At 31.1% G+C, this 16374-nt stretch carries 18 protein-coding genes; 12 read left to right on the plus strand and 6 right to left on the minus strand.

From position 1 onward, the window contains the following. Positions 1-771: a class I SAM-dependent methyltransferase gene (locus Q0958_RS00550; protein ID WP_299118353.1), complete on the plus strand. Its 771-nt coding sequence runs from the start codon at positions 1-3 to the stop codon at positions 769-771. On the opposite strand, the gene Q0958_RS00555 is transcribed toward Q0958_RS00550, so the two are convergent. Then, positions 768-1742, minus strand: a complete 975-nt coding sequence (locus Q0958_RS00555; RefSeq protein WP_299118354.1) for an FAD:protein FMN transferase — start codon at positions 1740-1742, stop codon at positions 768-770. The two genes, Q0958_RS00550 and Q0958_RS00555, sit on opposite strands and share 4 nt — an antisense overlap. A 132-nt stretch (positions 1743-1874) precedes the next feature. Between Q0958_RS00555 and Q0958_RS00560 the strand changes: the two genes are divergently transcribed. The 11 genes from Q0958_RS00560 to Q0958_RS00610 all read left to right on the plus strand — a co-directional run bounded on the left by Q0958_RS00560 (position 1875) and on the right by Q0958_RS00610 (position 13222). Beyond that, complete coding sequence (locus Q0958_RS00560; RefSeq protein ID WP_299118355.1) at positions 1875-2723, plus strand: flagellar motor protein MotB; 849 nt, start codon at positions 1875-1877, stop codon at positions 2721-2723. 169 nt (positions 2724-2892) lie between these two features. Further along, positions 2893-3348, plus strand: a complete 456-nt coding sequence (gene rplM / locus Q0958_RS00565) for a 50S ribosomal protein L13 (protein ID WP_150899898.1) — start codon at positions 2893-2895, stop codon at positions 3346-3348. Then, positions 3348-3734, plus strand: a complete 387-nt coding sequence (gene rpsI, locus Q0958_RS00570) for a 30S ribosomal protein S9 (protein WP_150899897.1) — start codon at positions 3348-3350, stop codon at positions 3732-3734. The genes rplM and rpsI overlap by 1 nt, the downstream gene beginning before the upstream one ends. A gap of 120 nt (positions 3735-3854) precedes the next feature. Beyond that, on the plus strand, positions 3855-4619 hold the full coding sequence (rpsB, locus tag Q0958_RS00575) for a 30S ribosomal protein S2 (RefSeq protein ID WP_150899896.1): 765 nt from the start codon (positions 3855-3857) through the stop codon (positions 4617-4619). 90 nt (positions 4620-4709) lie between these two features. After that, positions 4710-5678 (plus strand): translation elongation factor Ts, encoded by a 969-nt coding sequence (gene tsf, locus Q0958_RS00580; RefSeq protein WP_299118356.1) that lies wholly within the window; start codon positions 4710-4712, stop codon positions 5676-5678. Positions 5679-5788: 110 nt separating this feature from the next. Continuing rightward, positions 5789-6499 carry a UMP kinase gene (gene pyrH / locus Q0958_RS00585; protein WP_299118357.1) on the plus strand — a complete coding sequence of 237 codons (711 nt, stop codon included), beginning with the start codon at positions 5789-5791 and terminating at the stop codon, positions 6497-6499. A 47-nt stretch (positions 6500-6546) separates the two neighbouring features. Continuing rightward, complete coding sequence (frr, locus tag Q0958_RS00590; protein ID WP_299118358.1) at positions 6547-7101, plus strand: ribosome recycling factor; 555 nt, start codon at positions 6547-6549, stop codon at positions 7099-7101. A 97-nt stretch (positions 7102-7198) separates the two neighbouring features. After that, complete coding sequence (locus Q0958_RS00595; RefSeq protein ID WP_299118360.1) at positions 7199-9562, plus strand: efflux RND transporter permease subunit; 2364 nt, start codon at positions 7199-7201, stop codon at positions 9560-9562. Between the two features lie 77 nt (positions 9563-9639). Next, a complete protein-coding gene (gene asnS, locus Q0958_RS00600) occupies positions 9640-11073 on the plus strand; it encodes an asparagine--tRNA ligase (protein WP_299118361.1) in 1434 nt (477 codons plus the stop codon). Between the two features lie 83 nt (positions 11074-11156). Beyond that, the gene (gene rpoN, locus Q0958_RS00605; RefSeq protein ID WP_299118362.1) at positions 11157-12620 is read left to right on the plus strand and encodes an RNA polymerase factor sigma-54; all 1464 of its coding nucleotides are present in this window, start codon (positions 11157-11159) and stop codon (positions 12618-12620) included. Continuing rightward, entirely contained in the window at positions 12620-13222 is a 603-nt protein-coding gene (locus Q0958_RS00610) for a hypothetical protein (protein ID WP_299118363.1), read from the plus strand. Before rpoN ends, Q0958_RS00610 begins: the two co-directional genes overlap by 1 nt. Here the strand turns inward: Q0958_RS00610 and Q0958_RS00615 are convergent. The 5 genes from Q0958_RS00615 to Q0958_RS00635 form a co-directional block, all read right to left on the minus strand. Continuing rightward, complete coding sequence (locus tag Q0958_RS00615; protein ID WP_299118365.1) at positions 13217-13891, minus strand: porin family protein; 675 nt, start codon at positions 13889-13891, stop codon at positions 13217-13219. The genes Q0958_RS00610 and Q0958_RS00615 overlap by 6 nt on opposite strands. Before the next feature lie 83 nt (positions 13892-13974). Continuing rightward, complete coding sequence (locus Q0958_RS00620) at positions 13975-14445, minus strand: biopolymer transporter ExbD (protein ID WP_299118367.1); 471 nt, start codon at positions 14443-14445, stop codon at positions 13975-13977. Between the two features lie 18 nt (positions 14446-14463). After that, the gene (locus Q0958_RS00625) at positions 14464-15090 is read right to left on the minus strand and encodes a biopolymer transporter ExbD (RefSeq protein ID WP_299118369.1); all 627 of its coding nucleotides are present in this window, start codon (positions 15088-15090) and stop codon (positions 14464-14466) included. Positions 15091-15096: 6 nt separating this feature from the next. Next, positions 15097-15534, minus strand: a complete 438-nt coding sequence (locus tag Q0958_RS00630; protein ID WP_299118371.1) for a hypothetical protein — start codon at positions 15532-15534, stop codon at positions 15097-15099. An 8-nt stretch (positions 15535-15542) separates the two neighbouring features. Then, positions 15543-16262 carry a MotA/TolQ/ExbB proton channel family protein gene (locus Q0958_RS00635; RefSeq protein ID WP_150899885.1) on the minus strand — a complete coding sequence of 240 codons (720 nt, stop codon included), beginning with the start codon at positions 16260-16262 and terminating at the stop codon, positions 15543-15545. Between the last annotated feature and the right edge of the window lie 112 nt (positions 16263-16374).

The following is a 16374-nucleotide window of genomic DNA, read 5'->3' on the forward strand; positions in this document are numbered from 1 at the left end:
GTGTCCTTATTTAAAGCCATACTAAACACAATACCTAGACCCATTTTAATAAAAGCTAGTTATTGGGCGCGCCCAGTAATAGCTTGGTGGTTAAAAGGTGATAAATTTACCGATCCTATAGACGGTAAATCATTTCGCAAGTTTTTACCATATGGATATGGTATACAAAGAGAAAATGCATTATCACCATCAACCCTCTCACTAGAAAGGCATCGTTTGTTATGGCTCTATTTACAAAACGAATCTGATTTTTTTTCTTCCGAAAAGAAATTAAAAGTACTTCATATTGCTCCTGAACAATGCTTTCTCGATATTTTTAGAAGGCAAAAAAACTTAGAATACATTACTTCAGATTTAGAATCGCCAATAGCAGATGTAAAAGCAGATATTTGCGACTTACCTTTTGAAGAAAATTCTTTTGATATTATTTTCTGTAATCATGTTTTAGAACATATTCCAAATGACACCAAAGCAATGCAGGAGTTATACAGAGTAATGAAAAGTGGTGGTTTCGGAATTTTTCAAATACCACAAGACCTTAATAGAGAAACTACTTTTGAAGACGATTCTATTACCGATCCAAAAGAACGCGCAAAAATATTTGGACAATACGATCATGTACGAGTGTATGGACGTGACTATTTTAACAAACTTCGCTCTATAGGATTTAAAGTCGATGAAATTGATTTTACAAAAAAAATCGCTCCAGAAAAACTAGAACGATTTGCTTTAATGAAAGGCGAAATTTTACCTGTTTGTTTCAAGAGTTAATTTACATACTCCTGTAATTCATTGTTTTTATCGTTATACAACAAAACAACTTTCAACTCAGGATGTTTTGTTAAGAATTCTTTAGTTTTTTCTAATCCCATAGCTAAAAAAGCAGTCGCATAAGCATCTACATCAGCACAATCCCCCTTCATTCTTACTGATACACTTAATAAATTACTTTCTTGAGCCAATCCTGTTTTAGGGTTTACTGTATGTACAATCTTCTCTCCCTTATCGTTAATTTTATACTTTCTGTAATTTCCAGAAGTAGCCATAGACTCATCTATCAAATTAATTTCTTTTTGAACAGACCTCGTACCATCTACATTTGGTTTTTCTATTGCCACTCTCCAAGGCTTACCTTTTTTACTACCACGAGCTCTAATTTCCCCACCAATTTCAACAATGTAGTTCTTAATATTTTTTTGTTCTAAAAACCTTCCTATAACATCAACTCCATAACCTTTTGCAAAAGCATTTACATTCAATTCAATATTAGAGTTATCTCTGTAAATCTTTCTCTCTTTTAATGTAACCTTATCAAAACCTACTCCAAACATAAGCTCTTTAATCTCTTCTTCAGACAAGTTTTTCTTTTCTTTCCCAGAACCAAAACCATACGCATTAATTAATCTACCAATAGTAGGATCAAAATACCCATCAGTTTCATTATAAATCTTTCTAGCTTTTTCAAAAACTTCTACAAAAAAATCATCAACAACTACAGTGCTATCGCCTTTATTAATTTTAGAAATATCTGAAGTCGGCATATAAGTAGATAATGACTTATTTATCAAATTAAACAAACTATCGATTGATTTCTGGTGATTTATCTCATTCAAATAAGTAATATGATATGTTGTACCAAAAACATTCCCTTGCAACCTTGTTTTATTTAACTTCTGTTCTTGCTTACATGAAACAAGCAAAAACATTACTATACTAGCTGTGTAAATTATATTTTTTAACATCTTTCAAATTTAACTGCAAAAATAATTCATTCTTACTTCATAAAAGATTGTTAATTCTCTTTTTTGTATCATCATTTTTTTAAATTTGCTTTATCATTATATGTAACATTACATCTGAAAAATCAGAATAACATGAAGAAAATATTTTTATTTCTTACCGCAACTCTTTTATTAGCATCTTGTGCTTCAACAAAAGAATTAGATGCTTTGAAAACAAAGCACGAAAAAACAAAAGAAGAATTATTAGCTGTAAAAGCTAACTTAACAAAATGTTTAGTTGAAAAAGAAGGTTTCCAAGATAAGGTTTCAAACTTAGAAGCTACAGTTAGTGACTTGAAAAAAGACAAACAAAACACATTACAACAAGTTGAAAATCTAACTGTTTTAACTAAAGGAGCAACTGACAACATCAAAGAAACACTAACTCAATTAAGTAAAAAGGACAAATACATAAACAGAATTAGAGCAGCTGCTTCTAAAAAAGATTCATTAAACTTAGTTGTAGCATTTCATTTAAAGAAAGAATTACAACAAGGTATTGATGATCAAGATATCGAAGTAAATGTTGAAAAAACAGTTGTTTTCATTTCTATTTCTGATAAGTTATTATTCAAAAGCGGAAGCTATACAGTATCAGACAAAGCTTCAAAAGTTTTAGAAAAAGTAGCTACAGTTGTAAACGGACAACCAGAAATGGATGTAATGATTGAAGGGCATACAGACAACACACCTGTTGCTTCTGGATCTTCTCTAAAAGACAACTGGGGATTAAGTGTTTTACGTGCAACTTCAATTGTTCGTGAATTACAAGACAAATACAAAGTAGCTTCTAGTAGATTAATTGCTGCAGGTAGAGGAAGTTTTGCTCCATTAGTAGCAAATGACACTCCTGCCAACAGAGCAAAAAACAGAAGAACTAAGATTATTATCTTACCAAGATTGAACCAATTTTTTGAATTACTAGAACAAAAAGCAGAGTAATTTAAAAGTTCTATTTATATAAAATAAAAAACGTGCAATTTGCACGTTTTTTTTATATCCAAAAATTAAACTAACCTACTATTTGTCAATCAAATAATTAATCGTACATTTGCACACCTTTTTTAAGGATTAAATTATATATTAATAAACAAAAACTAATCGTGTAATTATGAACACATTAAGTTACAAAACAGTATCGGCTAACAAAAACACTGTTAACAAAGAGTGGGTTTTAGTTGATGCGGACGGGCAAACGTTGGGTCGTCTAGCTTCTAAAGTAGCAATGCTAATTAGAGGTAAATACAAACCAAACTATACTCCTCACGTAGATTGTGGAGATAACGTGGTTATTATCAACGCAGAAAAAATTAACTTAACTGGAAAAAAGTGGACTGACAAGTCTTACATCCGTCACACAGGATATCCAGGAGGTCAAAGATCATTAACTGCTACAGAAATGTTCGAAAAAGATCCTACAAGATTAATCGAAAAAGCAGTAAAAGGAATGTTACCTAAAAACAAATTAGGTAGTGCGTTATTCAGAAATTTATATGTTTACGCAGGTACAGAGCACAAACAAGACGCTCAAAACCCAAAAGCTATTAACCTTAACGATCTTAAATAATGGAAACTGTTCACAAAATAGGTAGAAGAAAAACAGCTGTTGCACGTGTTTACGTTTCTCAAGGAAGTGGAAACATCACTGTTAACAAAAAAGATTTAAATAACTATTTAACAACTCCTACTTTACAATATAAAGTAAAGCAGCCTTTAATGTTAACAGACAACTTAGAGTCTTATGATATTAAAGTAAATGTTTATGGTGGAGGTGTTACTGGTCAAGCAGAAGCTATCCGTTTAGCAATTACTAGAGCATTAGTAGCTATCAACGAAGAGCACAAAGCAATCTTAAAACCAGAAGGATTATTAACTCGTGATCCAAGAATGGTTGAGCGTAAGAAATTCGGTCAGAAGAAAGCACGTAAGAAATTCCAGTTCTCTAAACGTTAATCGTTTATCAGAGCTGTTATTTATAAAACAATTTATAACAAACAGTTTAGTATCTAAATATTTCAGACTTTATAAACTACTGAAATATTGCGAAAACAGAACGTAAACACATTTATTAAAATGGCAAACATTCAAGAATTATTAGAAAGTGGCGTTCACTTTGGTCACTTAACAAGAAAATGGAACCCAAACATGGCTCCATACATTTATACAGAACGTAATGGTGTTCACATCATCGATTTGTATAAAACATCAGCTAAAATTGAGGAAGCAGCAAATGCTTTACAAAAAATAGCTAATTCTGGACGTAAAATCTTATTCGTTGCTACTAAGAAGCAAGCTAAAGATATCGTTGCAGATCGTGCAACAAACGTAAACATGCCTTACATTACTGAGCGTTGGCCAGGTGGTATGTTAACTAACTTTGTTACTATCCGTAAAGCTATTAAGAAAATGGCTACTATTGATAGAATGAAGCAAGATGGTTCTTTTGATGCATTATCTAAAAGAGAAAAATTACAAATCAACCGTCAGAGAGCTAAATTAGAAAAGAACTTAGGATCTATTTCTGATATGACTCGTTTACCTGCTGCTTTATTTGTAATTGATGTAAAGAAAGAGCACATTGCAGTTGCTGAAGCACAAAAATTAAACATTCCAATCTTTGCAATGGTTGATACGAACTCTGATCCAAGACCAGTAGATTACGTAATCCCTGCAAATGATGATGCTTCTAAGTCTATTGATAAAGTTTTATCATATGTAACTGATGCTATCGCTGAAGGTTTATCAGAAAGAAAAGCTGATAAAGAAAAAGCAAAAGCTGAAAAAGCCCCAGCTAAAGAAGAAACAACTTCAACTGAGGTTAAAGAAGAAGCAAAATAATTTAAATTTAAAGGTTTCATTACATTGGAACCTTTAAATTTTTACAACTTTGTACAATAAAATATTTACAACTAAAAAATAACAATAGAGATGTCAGTAAAAATTAGCGCTGCAGACGTAAAAAAATTAAGAGAAAGTACCGGAGCTGGTATGATGGATTGTAAAAATGCATTAGTAGAAGCTGGTGGTGATTTCGATAAAGCAATTGAAATTTTACGTAAAAAAGGACAAAAGATCGCTGCTAAAAGAGCAGATAGAGAGTCTACTGAAGGTGTAGCAATTACTAAAATTAGTGATGACAACACTTACGGTGTTGCTATTGTATTAGCATGTGAAACAGATTTCGTTGCTAAAAATGATTCTTTCAAAGATTTAGCTTCTCAATTTGTTGATATTGCTTTTAACACAAAAACTAAAGAAGAATTTTTAGCTGCTGACTTCGGTGGAATTACTGTTGCTGAAAAGTTAATCGAGCAAACTGGAGTTATCGGTGAGAAGATTGATATCACTTCATTCGAAAGAATTGAAGCACCATTCGTAGGAGCTTATACTCACGTTGGTAAGATTGCTGCAATGGTTGGTTTAACTGCACCAGTTGAAAACTCTGCTGTTTTAACTAAAGATTTAGCTATGCAAGCTGCTTCAATGGGAGCTACTTCATTATCTTACAAAGATTTTGATCCTGCATATGTTCAGTCTGAAACTGAAGCAAGAATTGCTGCTATTGTAAAAGATAACGAAGAATTAGTTCGTTTAGGTAAAACTTTAAAGAACGTACCTCAATTCGTATCTAGATTACAATTAACTGATGAAGCTTTAGCTAATGCTGAAGAAGCTGCTAAAGAGCAATTAAAAGCTGAAGGTAAACCAGAGCAAATCTGGGATAAAATCTTACCAGGTAAAATGGAAAGATTTATTTCTGATAACACAACTTTAGATCAAGAACAATGTTTATTAGATCAAAAGTTTATCAAAGACGAAAAGAAAACTGTTGCTGAATACGTTGCTTCTTTTGGTGATGTAGAAGTTAAAAACTTCGTAAGAGTTACTTTAGGATAATTCTCAACAGAAATTTTATATAAAACCATCCATTTTTTGGATGGTTTTTTATTTTATAAAAAAACAAACTCAAAAAAAATACGTAGTTTTGCACAACTTTCAACAAGACTATGCAATATAAAAGAATCCTTTTAAAATTAAGCGGAGAAGCTTTAATGGGAGAACGTCAATATGGTATTGACCCAAAAAGACTTAAAGAATACGCTCAAGAAATTAAACAAGTAGTAGACAGAAACATTCAAGTTGCCATTGTTATTGGTGGTGGTAATATTTTTAGAGGTGTTGCTGGTGAGCTTAACGGTATGGATCGTGTACAAGGAGATCATATGGGGATGCTTGCAACCTGCATTAATGGTTTAGCACTACAAAGTGCTTTAGAAGACGAGGGTATTCAAACAAGATTACAAACAGCTATCGAAATTAAAGAAATAGCAGAACCATACATTAAAAGACGTGCAAATCGTCATTTAGAAAAAGGTCGTGTTGTTATTTTTGGAGGAGGAACTGGAAATCCTTATTTTACAACAGATACTGCTGCTGTTTTAAGAGCTATTGAAATTAATGCAGATGCTATCTTAAAAGGAACTAGAGTTGATGGTATTTACAATACCGACCCAGAAAAAGATAAAGACGCAATAAAATACAACAATATATCTTTTAAAGATGTTATTGAAAAAGGCTTAAAAGTAATGGATATGACAGCCTTTACTTTAAGTGAAGAGAACAAATTACCAATTATTGTTTTTGATATGAATACTAACGGTAACTTATTAAAGTTAGTTTCTGGTGAACAAATTGGAACAATAGTTGATAACGAATAAACCGAAATAACCTCTTTCAAAAACAGAGGTCAATAAATACGAACAAAATGAACGAAGAAATTGATTTTATTTTAGATTCGGCCAAAGAGGCAATGAATAATGCTATTGAGCACTTAATAAAAGAACTACGTAGTATTAGAGCTGGTAAAGCTTCTCCATCGATGTTAGCTAACGTACAAGTTGACTATTATGGTTCTGCTACTCCTTTAGGACAAGTTGCTAATGTTAGTACTCCTGATGCGAGAACAATCACTATTCAACCATGGGAAAAAAACATGTTGCAAGAAATAGAAAAAGCTATTATGATTGCAAACTTAGGCTTTAACCCTATGAATAATGGTGATAACATTATTATTAGCGTTCCTCCATTAACTGAAGAGCGTCGTAAAGATCTTGCAAAACAAGCAAAGGCTGAGGCAGAACATGCTAAAGTTGGTGTTCGTAATGCTCGTAAAGACGCTAACAATGAAATCAAGAAAACTGAAGCTTCTGATGATATGAAGAAAAATGCAGAAGCAAGCGTTCAGGATTTAACAGATAGTTTTGTTAAAAATATTGATGAAAAATATTCTGTAAAAGAAAAAGAAATTATGACTGTTTAGGTCTCTTTATAAACATTATAAAAAAGAGTGTTTTTAAGACACTCTTTTTTTTCGTTTAATTGTTTCATTTACCCTAACTTTGCTAAAATTTTTTTGAATGACTTTTTGGACTAAAATCGCAGGATTTTTACTACGAAACCGATACTTGGTTTTAATTACTATAGCTGTTATTACGGGACTTTTAGTCACTCAGATGAAGTATATGCGTTTTTCATATACTGAGGCAAATTTGCTTCCTAAAGATCACGAAGCAAACATTCAATACGACAAGTTTTTAGAAATTTTTGGTGAGGAAGGAAATTTAGTTATCCTAGGTGTAAAAGATTCAACAATTTTTACCCCTAAAAAGTTTAACGCTTGGAATAAACTTGTAAAGAGTTTAGATAGTGTAAAACAAGTTGATTTTACTGTTTCAATAGCTGATGTAAAACAACTAAAAGCAGATAGAAAAAAAAGAAAATTTGTTTTAGAACCTTTATTTGACAAAGTTCCTTCAACTGATGAAGAAGTTAATAAAATAAAGAAACAATTATTTGAAAAACTTCCTTTTTACGATAATTTATTATACAACGATCAAGGTACTTTACAAACTGCTATTTATATTAATAAAGACATTGTAAATACTCCAGCTAGGAGAGATTTTATCGCTGAAATTTTAATTCCTACTATAGACAAATTTGAGAAAGATAATAACATAGATGTTCGTGTTTCTGGAATGCCTTATATACGTACAGTAAATTCCCAAAACATTATTAATGAAATGGGAATATTTGTAGTTGGTGCACTACTAATTACCGCTATTATATTCTTTTTCTTTTTCCGTTCGTTTAGAGCAACGTTCATAACCCTATTAGTAGTAGGTATTGGTGTAGTATGGGCATTTGGATTTATTGGTTTATTCAGATATGAAATTACGGTACTTTCTGCATTAATTCCTCCATTAATTATTGTAATTGGTGTACCAAATGCGGTATTTTTAATTAACAAATACCAGCAAGAAATAAAAAAACACGGTAATCAAGCAAAGTCTTTACAACGTGTAATTTCAAAAATTGGTAATGCTACCTTAATGACAAACATAACAACGGCTTCTGGTTTTGCAACCTTTGTTTTTGTTAAGAGTCAATTATTAAGAGAATTTGGTATTCTAGCATCGGTTAATATTATCAGTATTTTCATACTTGCTTTATTAATTATTCCAATCTTATACAGTTTTATGCCTCTTCCAGAGAAAAAGCATTTAAACCATTTAGAAAAAAGATGGATGGGGAATGTAGTTTCTTGGATGGAACGCATGGTAAAGCAACAAAGAATTGCAATTTATATTACTACAGTAATCGTTATCATATTAAGTATGATAGGATTATTTCAAATCCGAGTTTCTGGTAGTTTAATTGAAGACATGCCAAAAGGTATGCAGTTTTATAAGGACATCAAATTTTTTGAAAGCGAATTTGGAGGTATTATGCCTTTAGAAATTTTAATAGACACCAAAAGAGAAAAAGGTGTTATGAAACTTTCTACTTTGAAAAAGATGGAAAAGTTAAATGAAACTATTGAAACTTTCCCTGAGTTATCAAAACCTATTTCAGTAACTAACTTAGTTAAATATTCTAAGCAAGCATATTATAAAGGAAATCCAAAATATTATCAACTACCAACGAGTCAGGAAAAAGCACACATTTTTGCTTATACTAAAAACTCAAATAGTAACGCTGGTATGTTGAAAAACTTTGTAGACGAAACTGGTCGTTATGCACGTATCACTACTTTTATGAAAGATATTGGTACAGATAAAATGGACATTATTCAGGATCGTTTACAAGCTGTTATAAAGAAGCAGTTTCCAGACGAAAAGTTTAACGTTTCTATGACTGGTAAAGCATTGGTATTTTTAAAAGGAACTAACTATTTAATTAAAAACCTAGTTATTTCTTTATCATTAGCCATATTATTGATTTCAATCTTTATGGCATGGATGTTCCGTTCTTACAAAATGATATTTATATCATTAATACCAAATATACTTCCTTTATTAATTACTGCTGGATTAATGGGATTCTTTAGTATCCCTATTAAACCTTCAACAATTTTAGTATTTAGTATTGCTTTTGGTATTTCAGTTGACGATACAATTCACTTTTTAGCTAAATATCGTCAAGAATTACTAGCTAACAACTGGAAAATAAAGCCAGCGGTGTATGCTGCTCTCCGCGAAACAGGAGTTAGTATGTTTTATACTTCAATAGTATTATTTTTCGGTTTCTTAGTTTTTACAGTTTCTAGTTTTGGAGGAACAATTGCCTTAGGAGGTCTTGTCTCTGTTACTCTTTTATTAGCAATGGTATCAAACTTATTATTACTACCTTCTCTATTACTTTCTTTTGAGAAAAAGATTGCGAATAAAAAGGTTTTAAAAGAAACTAACTTTAAAATTTTGCCTCCAAAAGAAGACAAATAAAAGTTTACTCGCATTTTATAGATCAACATTGCTCAATTCTTTGTAAAAAAGTATCTTTGCTCTTCAATTTTTAAAAGATGAAAAGAAGTAGCGTTAAAGAATTATTACATTCTGAAAAATTTTTACAAGAAGTACATGTAAAAGGATGGGTTAGAACTTTTAGAAGCAATCGTTTTATTGCTCTAAATGATGGTTCTACTATTAATAATATTCAATGTGTTGTCGATTTTGAAAATACAAATGAAGAACTTTTAAAAAGAATAAATACTGGCGCTGCAGTTAGCATTACAGGTACCTTAGAAGAAAGTCAAGGAAAAGGACAAAAAGTTGAAATTCAAGTAACAGATTTAGAAATCTTAGGTGATTCTAATCCTGATGAATATCCAATTCAACCAAAAAGACATAGCCTTGAGTTTTTACGTGAAAATGCACATTTACGCATTAGAACAAATACATTTAGTGCTGTTATGAGAGTACGTTCAGCTTTATCTTTTGCTGTTCACAAATATTTCCAAGAAAATGGTTTTAACTATGTAAATACACCAATTATTACTGGATCTGATGCTGAAGGTGCTGGTGAAATGTTTCATGTTACAAACTTCGAAGCTAACAAAGCTCCATTAAATGAAGATGGTAATGTAGATTATACTCAAGATTTTTTTGGTAAGGAAACAAACTTAACAGTATCTGGTCAATTAGAAGCTGAGACTTATGCAATGGCATTAGGTAAGGTATACACTTTTGGACCTACATTTAGAGCTGAAAATTCTAATACAACACGTCACTTAGCTGAATTTTGGATGATTGAACCTGAGGTTGCATTCAATGATTTAGATGCTAACATGGACCTATCTGAAGATTTTATCAAGTCAGTTTTAAAATATGTATTAGATAACTGTAAAGATGATTTAGCCTTTTTAGATAGCCGTTTAACTCAAGAGGAGAAATCTAAGCCTCAAGCGCAACGTAGTGAAATGACTTTAATTGAAAAGTTAAACTTCGTTGTAGATAATAACTTTAAACGTGTTTCTTATACAGAAGCCATAGATATATTACGTAACTCTAAGCCTAATAAAAAGAAAAAATTCCAATTCCCTGTGAACGAATGGGGTGTTGATTTACAATCGGAGCACGAGCGTTATTTAGTTGAAAAACACTTTAAATGTCCAGTAATCTTATTTGATTACCCTGCAGATATTAAAGCATTCTATATGCGTTTAAATGAAGATGGAAAAACTGTACGTGCTATGGATGTTTTATTCCCTGGTATTGGAGAAATGGTTGGAGGATCACAGCGTGAGGAGCGTTTAGATGTATTAAAAGAGAAAATGGCTGCTTTAGATATTCCAGAAGAGGAATTATGGTGGTATTTAGATACTCGTAAATTTGGTACAGCTGTGCATTCAGGTTTTGGTTTAGGATTTGAACGTTTAGTATTATTTACTACAGGTATGAGTAATATTAGAGATGTTATACCATTTCCTAGAACACCTCAAAACGCAGAGTTTTAAAAAAATCATAAAACTTATAAACACAATCGTCATTCCTTATAGAATGGCGATTTTTTTTTAAGCCTTTTCTTATATTTGTAAATATGCTAAAACAAGGTTTACATCATAAATTATTACAAAAATTATCTCCTCAACAAATTCAGTTGATGAAACTAATTCAATTGCCTACGCAAGCATTTGAAGAACGTTTAAAACAAGAAATAGAAGAAAATCCAGCTTTAGATACTGGTAAAGAAGAACCTGAGAGTTTTGAAGATACTTTATCTAATGATTCTGACTATGATGATACTGGAAACGAAAAAATTGAAACAGACGATATTAATATCGATGAGTATTTAAGTGACGATGAATTTCCTAGCTATAAAACTCAAGCAAATAACTATTCATCTGATGATGATGAGAAACAAGTTCCTTATGCAGCTGGAACTACCTTTCATCAATCCTTAAAAAATCAATTAAACACTTTTAGAATTGACGATGAGGAACGTGCTATTGCTGAATTTTTAGTTGGAAGTATTGACGATAGTGGTTATATCCGTAGGGATATTATTGATTTAGTAGATGATTTAGCTTTTACTCAAAACGTATTTACTACCGAAGAAAAAGTAACAACTGTTTTAAAAACTGTAGTTCAACGATTAGACCCTATTGGTGTTGGCGCTTTAGATTTGAAAGAATGTTTAATTATTCAACTTAAATCTAAACCAGAAAAGAAAAGTATTTCATTAGCGATAAATATTCTCGAAAATGCTTTTGATCATTTTGTAAAGAAGCATTACAAAAAGCTTCTCGAAAAATTTGACATCGATGAGGAACAATTAAAAGAAGTAATTGCTGAAATAAGTAAATTAAATCCAAAACCTGGAAGTTCTTATGCTGGTAATAATAAAATAGCAGAACAAATTGTTCCAGATTTCTCTATACGCATTATTGACGGTAATTTAGAACTTACTTTAAATTCTCGAAATGCTCCTGAATTACATGTTTCTAGAGAATACAACAATATGTTAAAAGGATACAGTAAATCTAAAGAGAAAAGCAAAGCTCAGAAAGACGCTGTATTATTTATAAAACAAAAATTAGATGCTGCTAAATGGTTTATTGATGCTATAAAACAACGTCAACAAACACTTTTAGTTACTATGAATGCTATTATGCATCGCCAAGAAGAGTATTTCTTAACTGGTGATGAACGTAAGTTAAAACCGATGATTTTAAAGGACATTGCTGATGAAATTCAAATGGATGTATCAACAGTATCGCGAGTTGCTAATAGTAAATATGTTTCTACGCCTTATGGAACTAAATTAATTAAAGATTTCTTCTCTGAATCAATGAAAAATGATCAAGGAGAAGATGTTTCAACCAGGGAAATTAAAAAGATTTTAGAAACTGTTATCAATGAGGAAGAAAAAAGGAAACCTCTAACTGATGAGAAATTATCAAAACTTTTGAAAGAAAAAGGATACCCTATTGCTAGAAGAACTGTAGCTAAATATAGAGAACAGTTAGATATTCCAGTAGCTAGATTACGTAAAGAAATATAATGGAACGTTGGCATAAATTCATATCAACCATTCTTCACCCAATTGTAATGCCTACGATTGGGATTATTCTTTATTTTATCTTAACCCCAATTAATTTAAGTTCGCGACAACAATATACCATATTGGGAATTGTTTTTATTGCTACTTATATTATCCCACTTCTTTTATTAGTTTTTTTAAAACGTATAAACTATATAAAATCATTTCAAGTACATGGAATTAAAGAACGACGAATTCCAATATTTTTTATGATGACATTATTGTTTATGGTTGGTAAGTTCTTTGCTGAAATAAGTATTATAAGGGATTTATCTTATTTATTTTTTGGTGTTGTATTAGGATTAATTGTAATTTATTTACTCTTTATATCAAAAATAAAAAGCAGCTTACATTTATTATCAATGGGAGCAGCAACCGGTTATTTTTTATTATTCCAACAAATACATAGTATCAATATCCTACCTTTAATTATAGTTTTTATTTTACTTTCTGGGATATTAGCAGCCTCAAGATTGCATTTAAAGGCTCATACTAGCAGGGAAGTGTATATTGGTTTTTTTATTGGCTTAATTAGCCCTTTTTTAGCTTTCTATATTTTATAACAGGTAAAAACTCAATCCAAACTTAATTACCTTAGTATTTATTGGATTTCCGTTTAATACAGCATTTTTAAACATAGATGTTAAGCCATAATAGGCATGAAAGTTAAAAGTACCATATCCAGCTGATAATATTAAACCTGCTTGAAATTTATTGAACTGAGAAATGTTTGAAAAACTTACAGTAGTACCAGCTGCATTATTATAACGAAAAACATTACTAAAATTATAACTTAGTTTAACACCTGTATAAACTCTCCAAAAAGAATAAGTTTTAGCCGTTGAAGTTCTCCATCTAAACTGAATAGGCATTTCAACAGCATGTGTTTTTAATTTATTAGCTGTTATTGTATTGTTAACTTCAAACACATTCCTATCAGTTTCAGAAATATTCAAACTATGATTAAAAGAATCAAAAGCATATCCTAAACCTACTCCAATAGCTATTTGTCCACTTTTAACAAGGGGAATATCTTTTATATAACCTCCAGAAAAACCAAAAGAAAAACCACTTTTAGCTACTTCTAATGGCTGTTTATTTAACACATTATATGTTACATCAATATACAACTGATCTTCCCAATACTTATCTCCAACTTGTAAAGAATCCTTTTGAGAATAAGCAGTGATAGTTAAAAATAGTACAAAAAATATTTGAATATAGTTTTTCATAATTATCTAACGCTAAATATAGTTTTTTGGTATAAAAAAAGAGCAACCATAGGATTGCTCTTTTTTAATTTATTTAAAAGTAATTACTTTTGAATTTCACTTGCTTTGTGAGTAGATAAACTTAATTTAAGAGCATTAACATCTCTTAATTTCTCACGAATATCAGCTAAAGTACCAACACTCGATTCTTTATCTGCCTTAATAGAAGTTGTCATAAAAGGAACTTCAGCTTCTGATACATTACCTCTTTCTAAGAAAATGAAAGCTGGTACGTCATCAGGTGTAGCGATTTTATCATTTAACTGAATTCTGTTATAACTAGTTCCATACTTAGCATCTTTTGCCTTACCTACGTAAATTGTACTTACCAAACTTTTACGTTCAAGCTTTTTAACTTCACTTGCGCTTGGTAAACGAGGTGCTTCAATAGATAAATCTGTTTCTCTCATTACAGTTGTTACCATAAAAAAGAATAATAACATGAAAACAATATCAGGAAGTGAAGAAGTATTCACTGCTGGCATCTCTTTTTTCTTCTTTTTAAACTTAGACATACTTATATTGTTTTATTATTATTGAACATTAGTTGGTTCACTATCAGATATAATCTGTGGATAACTACTTTTTATATCTTCAACCTTCTTTCTTAATGACTCATCTTTTCTTGCACTCGCTTTAAAAGCTTTATCTAATTCTGTAAAACTCATACCATATTTTTGTTGGCATAATTTATTACGTAATTCAGAATAAGCTTTTAATAACTCGTTTTGTACAGCTACATAAATCCCATATTCAGTACCTCTATCACTCTCTACAGAAATAATAGCCTTATTAGGGTGATCTGAAGATGTTGGATCTTTAGCTCCATTACAGTAGTTACAAGGTGCTCCTGCATCTTTCCCAGGCATTGGATTACCAGTACCTCCACCATTGTCTATAAATTTAATAGCAGCATCTTTTAAGTCTTTTAACTCCATAGCCTCATCCTCTACAAGTAATTGGTTATTTCTGTTAATACTAACTTGAAAAATATTTTTTTGCTTTACAATTGGCGGTTCAACATCCGTTTTTTCAGCTAACTTTTTAGGGATACCTGAATCCACATCCATTGTTGTTGTTACAAGGAAAAAGATTAGTAGCAAGAATGCAATATCTGCCATCGAACCTGCATTAATTTCTGGGCTTTCTCTTCTTGCCATAATTTTTTATGATTTAACGATTCCTTTTAATAAATCCACTACAAAAAAGCCTCCAGCGATAACTCCTAAAATCATGCTAAAGCTAATTCCTGTTCCTACCCATTTAGAAGTTCCTCCTTGCGCTGCTAATACACCACCATCTGCACCTATAACTTGTGCATCTGAAGACATAAAGTAAGAAATTGCAAAAAGTACTCCTAAAGCTACTAGTCCTAATAATGTTTTCTTTAATGCTGCAGGGTTTTTAAACATTCCCCATAAAGAAGCAACTATAGCCACTACAACTACTCCTATTAATAACCAAGTTGAATAACTAACCAACGGTCCAACAGCACCAGAAAGCGCCTCGACGTCTTCCTTATCTATTCTAACAACGTTTACAAATAGCCCTGCACCAATAATTGATATCGCAGCTATAAGTAATGTTAATACTTTACTATTCATATGATTTATTATTTTTTATACTTAGCTAATAAGTCGATTAAAGAAATTGAAGCATCTTCCATGTTGTTTACGATACTATCAATTTTAGATACGATATAGTTGTAAAAAATCTGTAATATAATTGCTACAACAAGACCAAATACTGTTGTTAAAAGTGCAATCTTAATACCACCTGCTACTACCGCTGGAGAAATATCGTTTGCTACAGCAATCTTATCAAATGCTTCAATCATACCAATTACAGTTCCCATGAATCCTAACATTGGCGCTAATGCGATAAATAAAGATAACCAAGAAACGTTTTTCTCTAATAATCCCATTTGAACTCCACCATATCCAACTACAGCTTTCTCAGCAGCTTCTAAACCTTCGTCTGCTCTTTCTAATCCTTGATAAAAGATAGATGCAACAGGTCCTTTTGTATTTCTACAAACTTCTTTTGCAGCTTCTATACCTCCTGAACTTAAAGCATCATCAACACTAGCTACTAATTTTTTAGTATTAGTTGTAGCCATGTTTAAGTAAATGATTCTTTCAATTGCAATAGCTAAACCTAATATTAAAGCTACCAATACAATCCCCATAAATTTAGGATCTCCTTCAATAAAACGTTGCTTTAACTCTTGGTGAAAAGTTTTTTCAGCATCAGCTGCCTGAGCATAAGTTGACTGAATAGCTCCTAAAAACATAAATCCTGTAATAGTTAGGATATTTACTACTTTTTTCATTTTGTTATAATTAATTTTAAATAGTTAACGGTTTAAAAATACAAATTTTACTGTGAACTACTTATTTTTTTATCAATAAGTAATTCTTTTCTTGTACTTATTACACTTTTTT

The sequence above is a fragment of the uncultured Tenacibaculum sp. genome (genome assembly GCF_947499065.1).
Classification (GTDB): Bacteria; Bacteroidota; Bacteroidia; order Flavobacteriales; family Flavobacteriaceae; genus Polaribacter.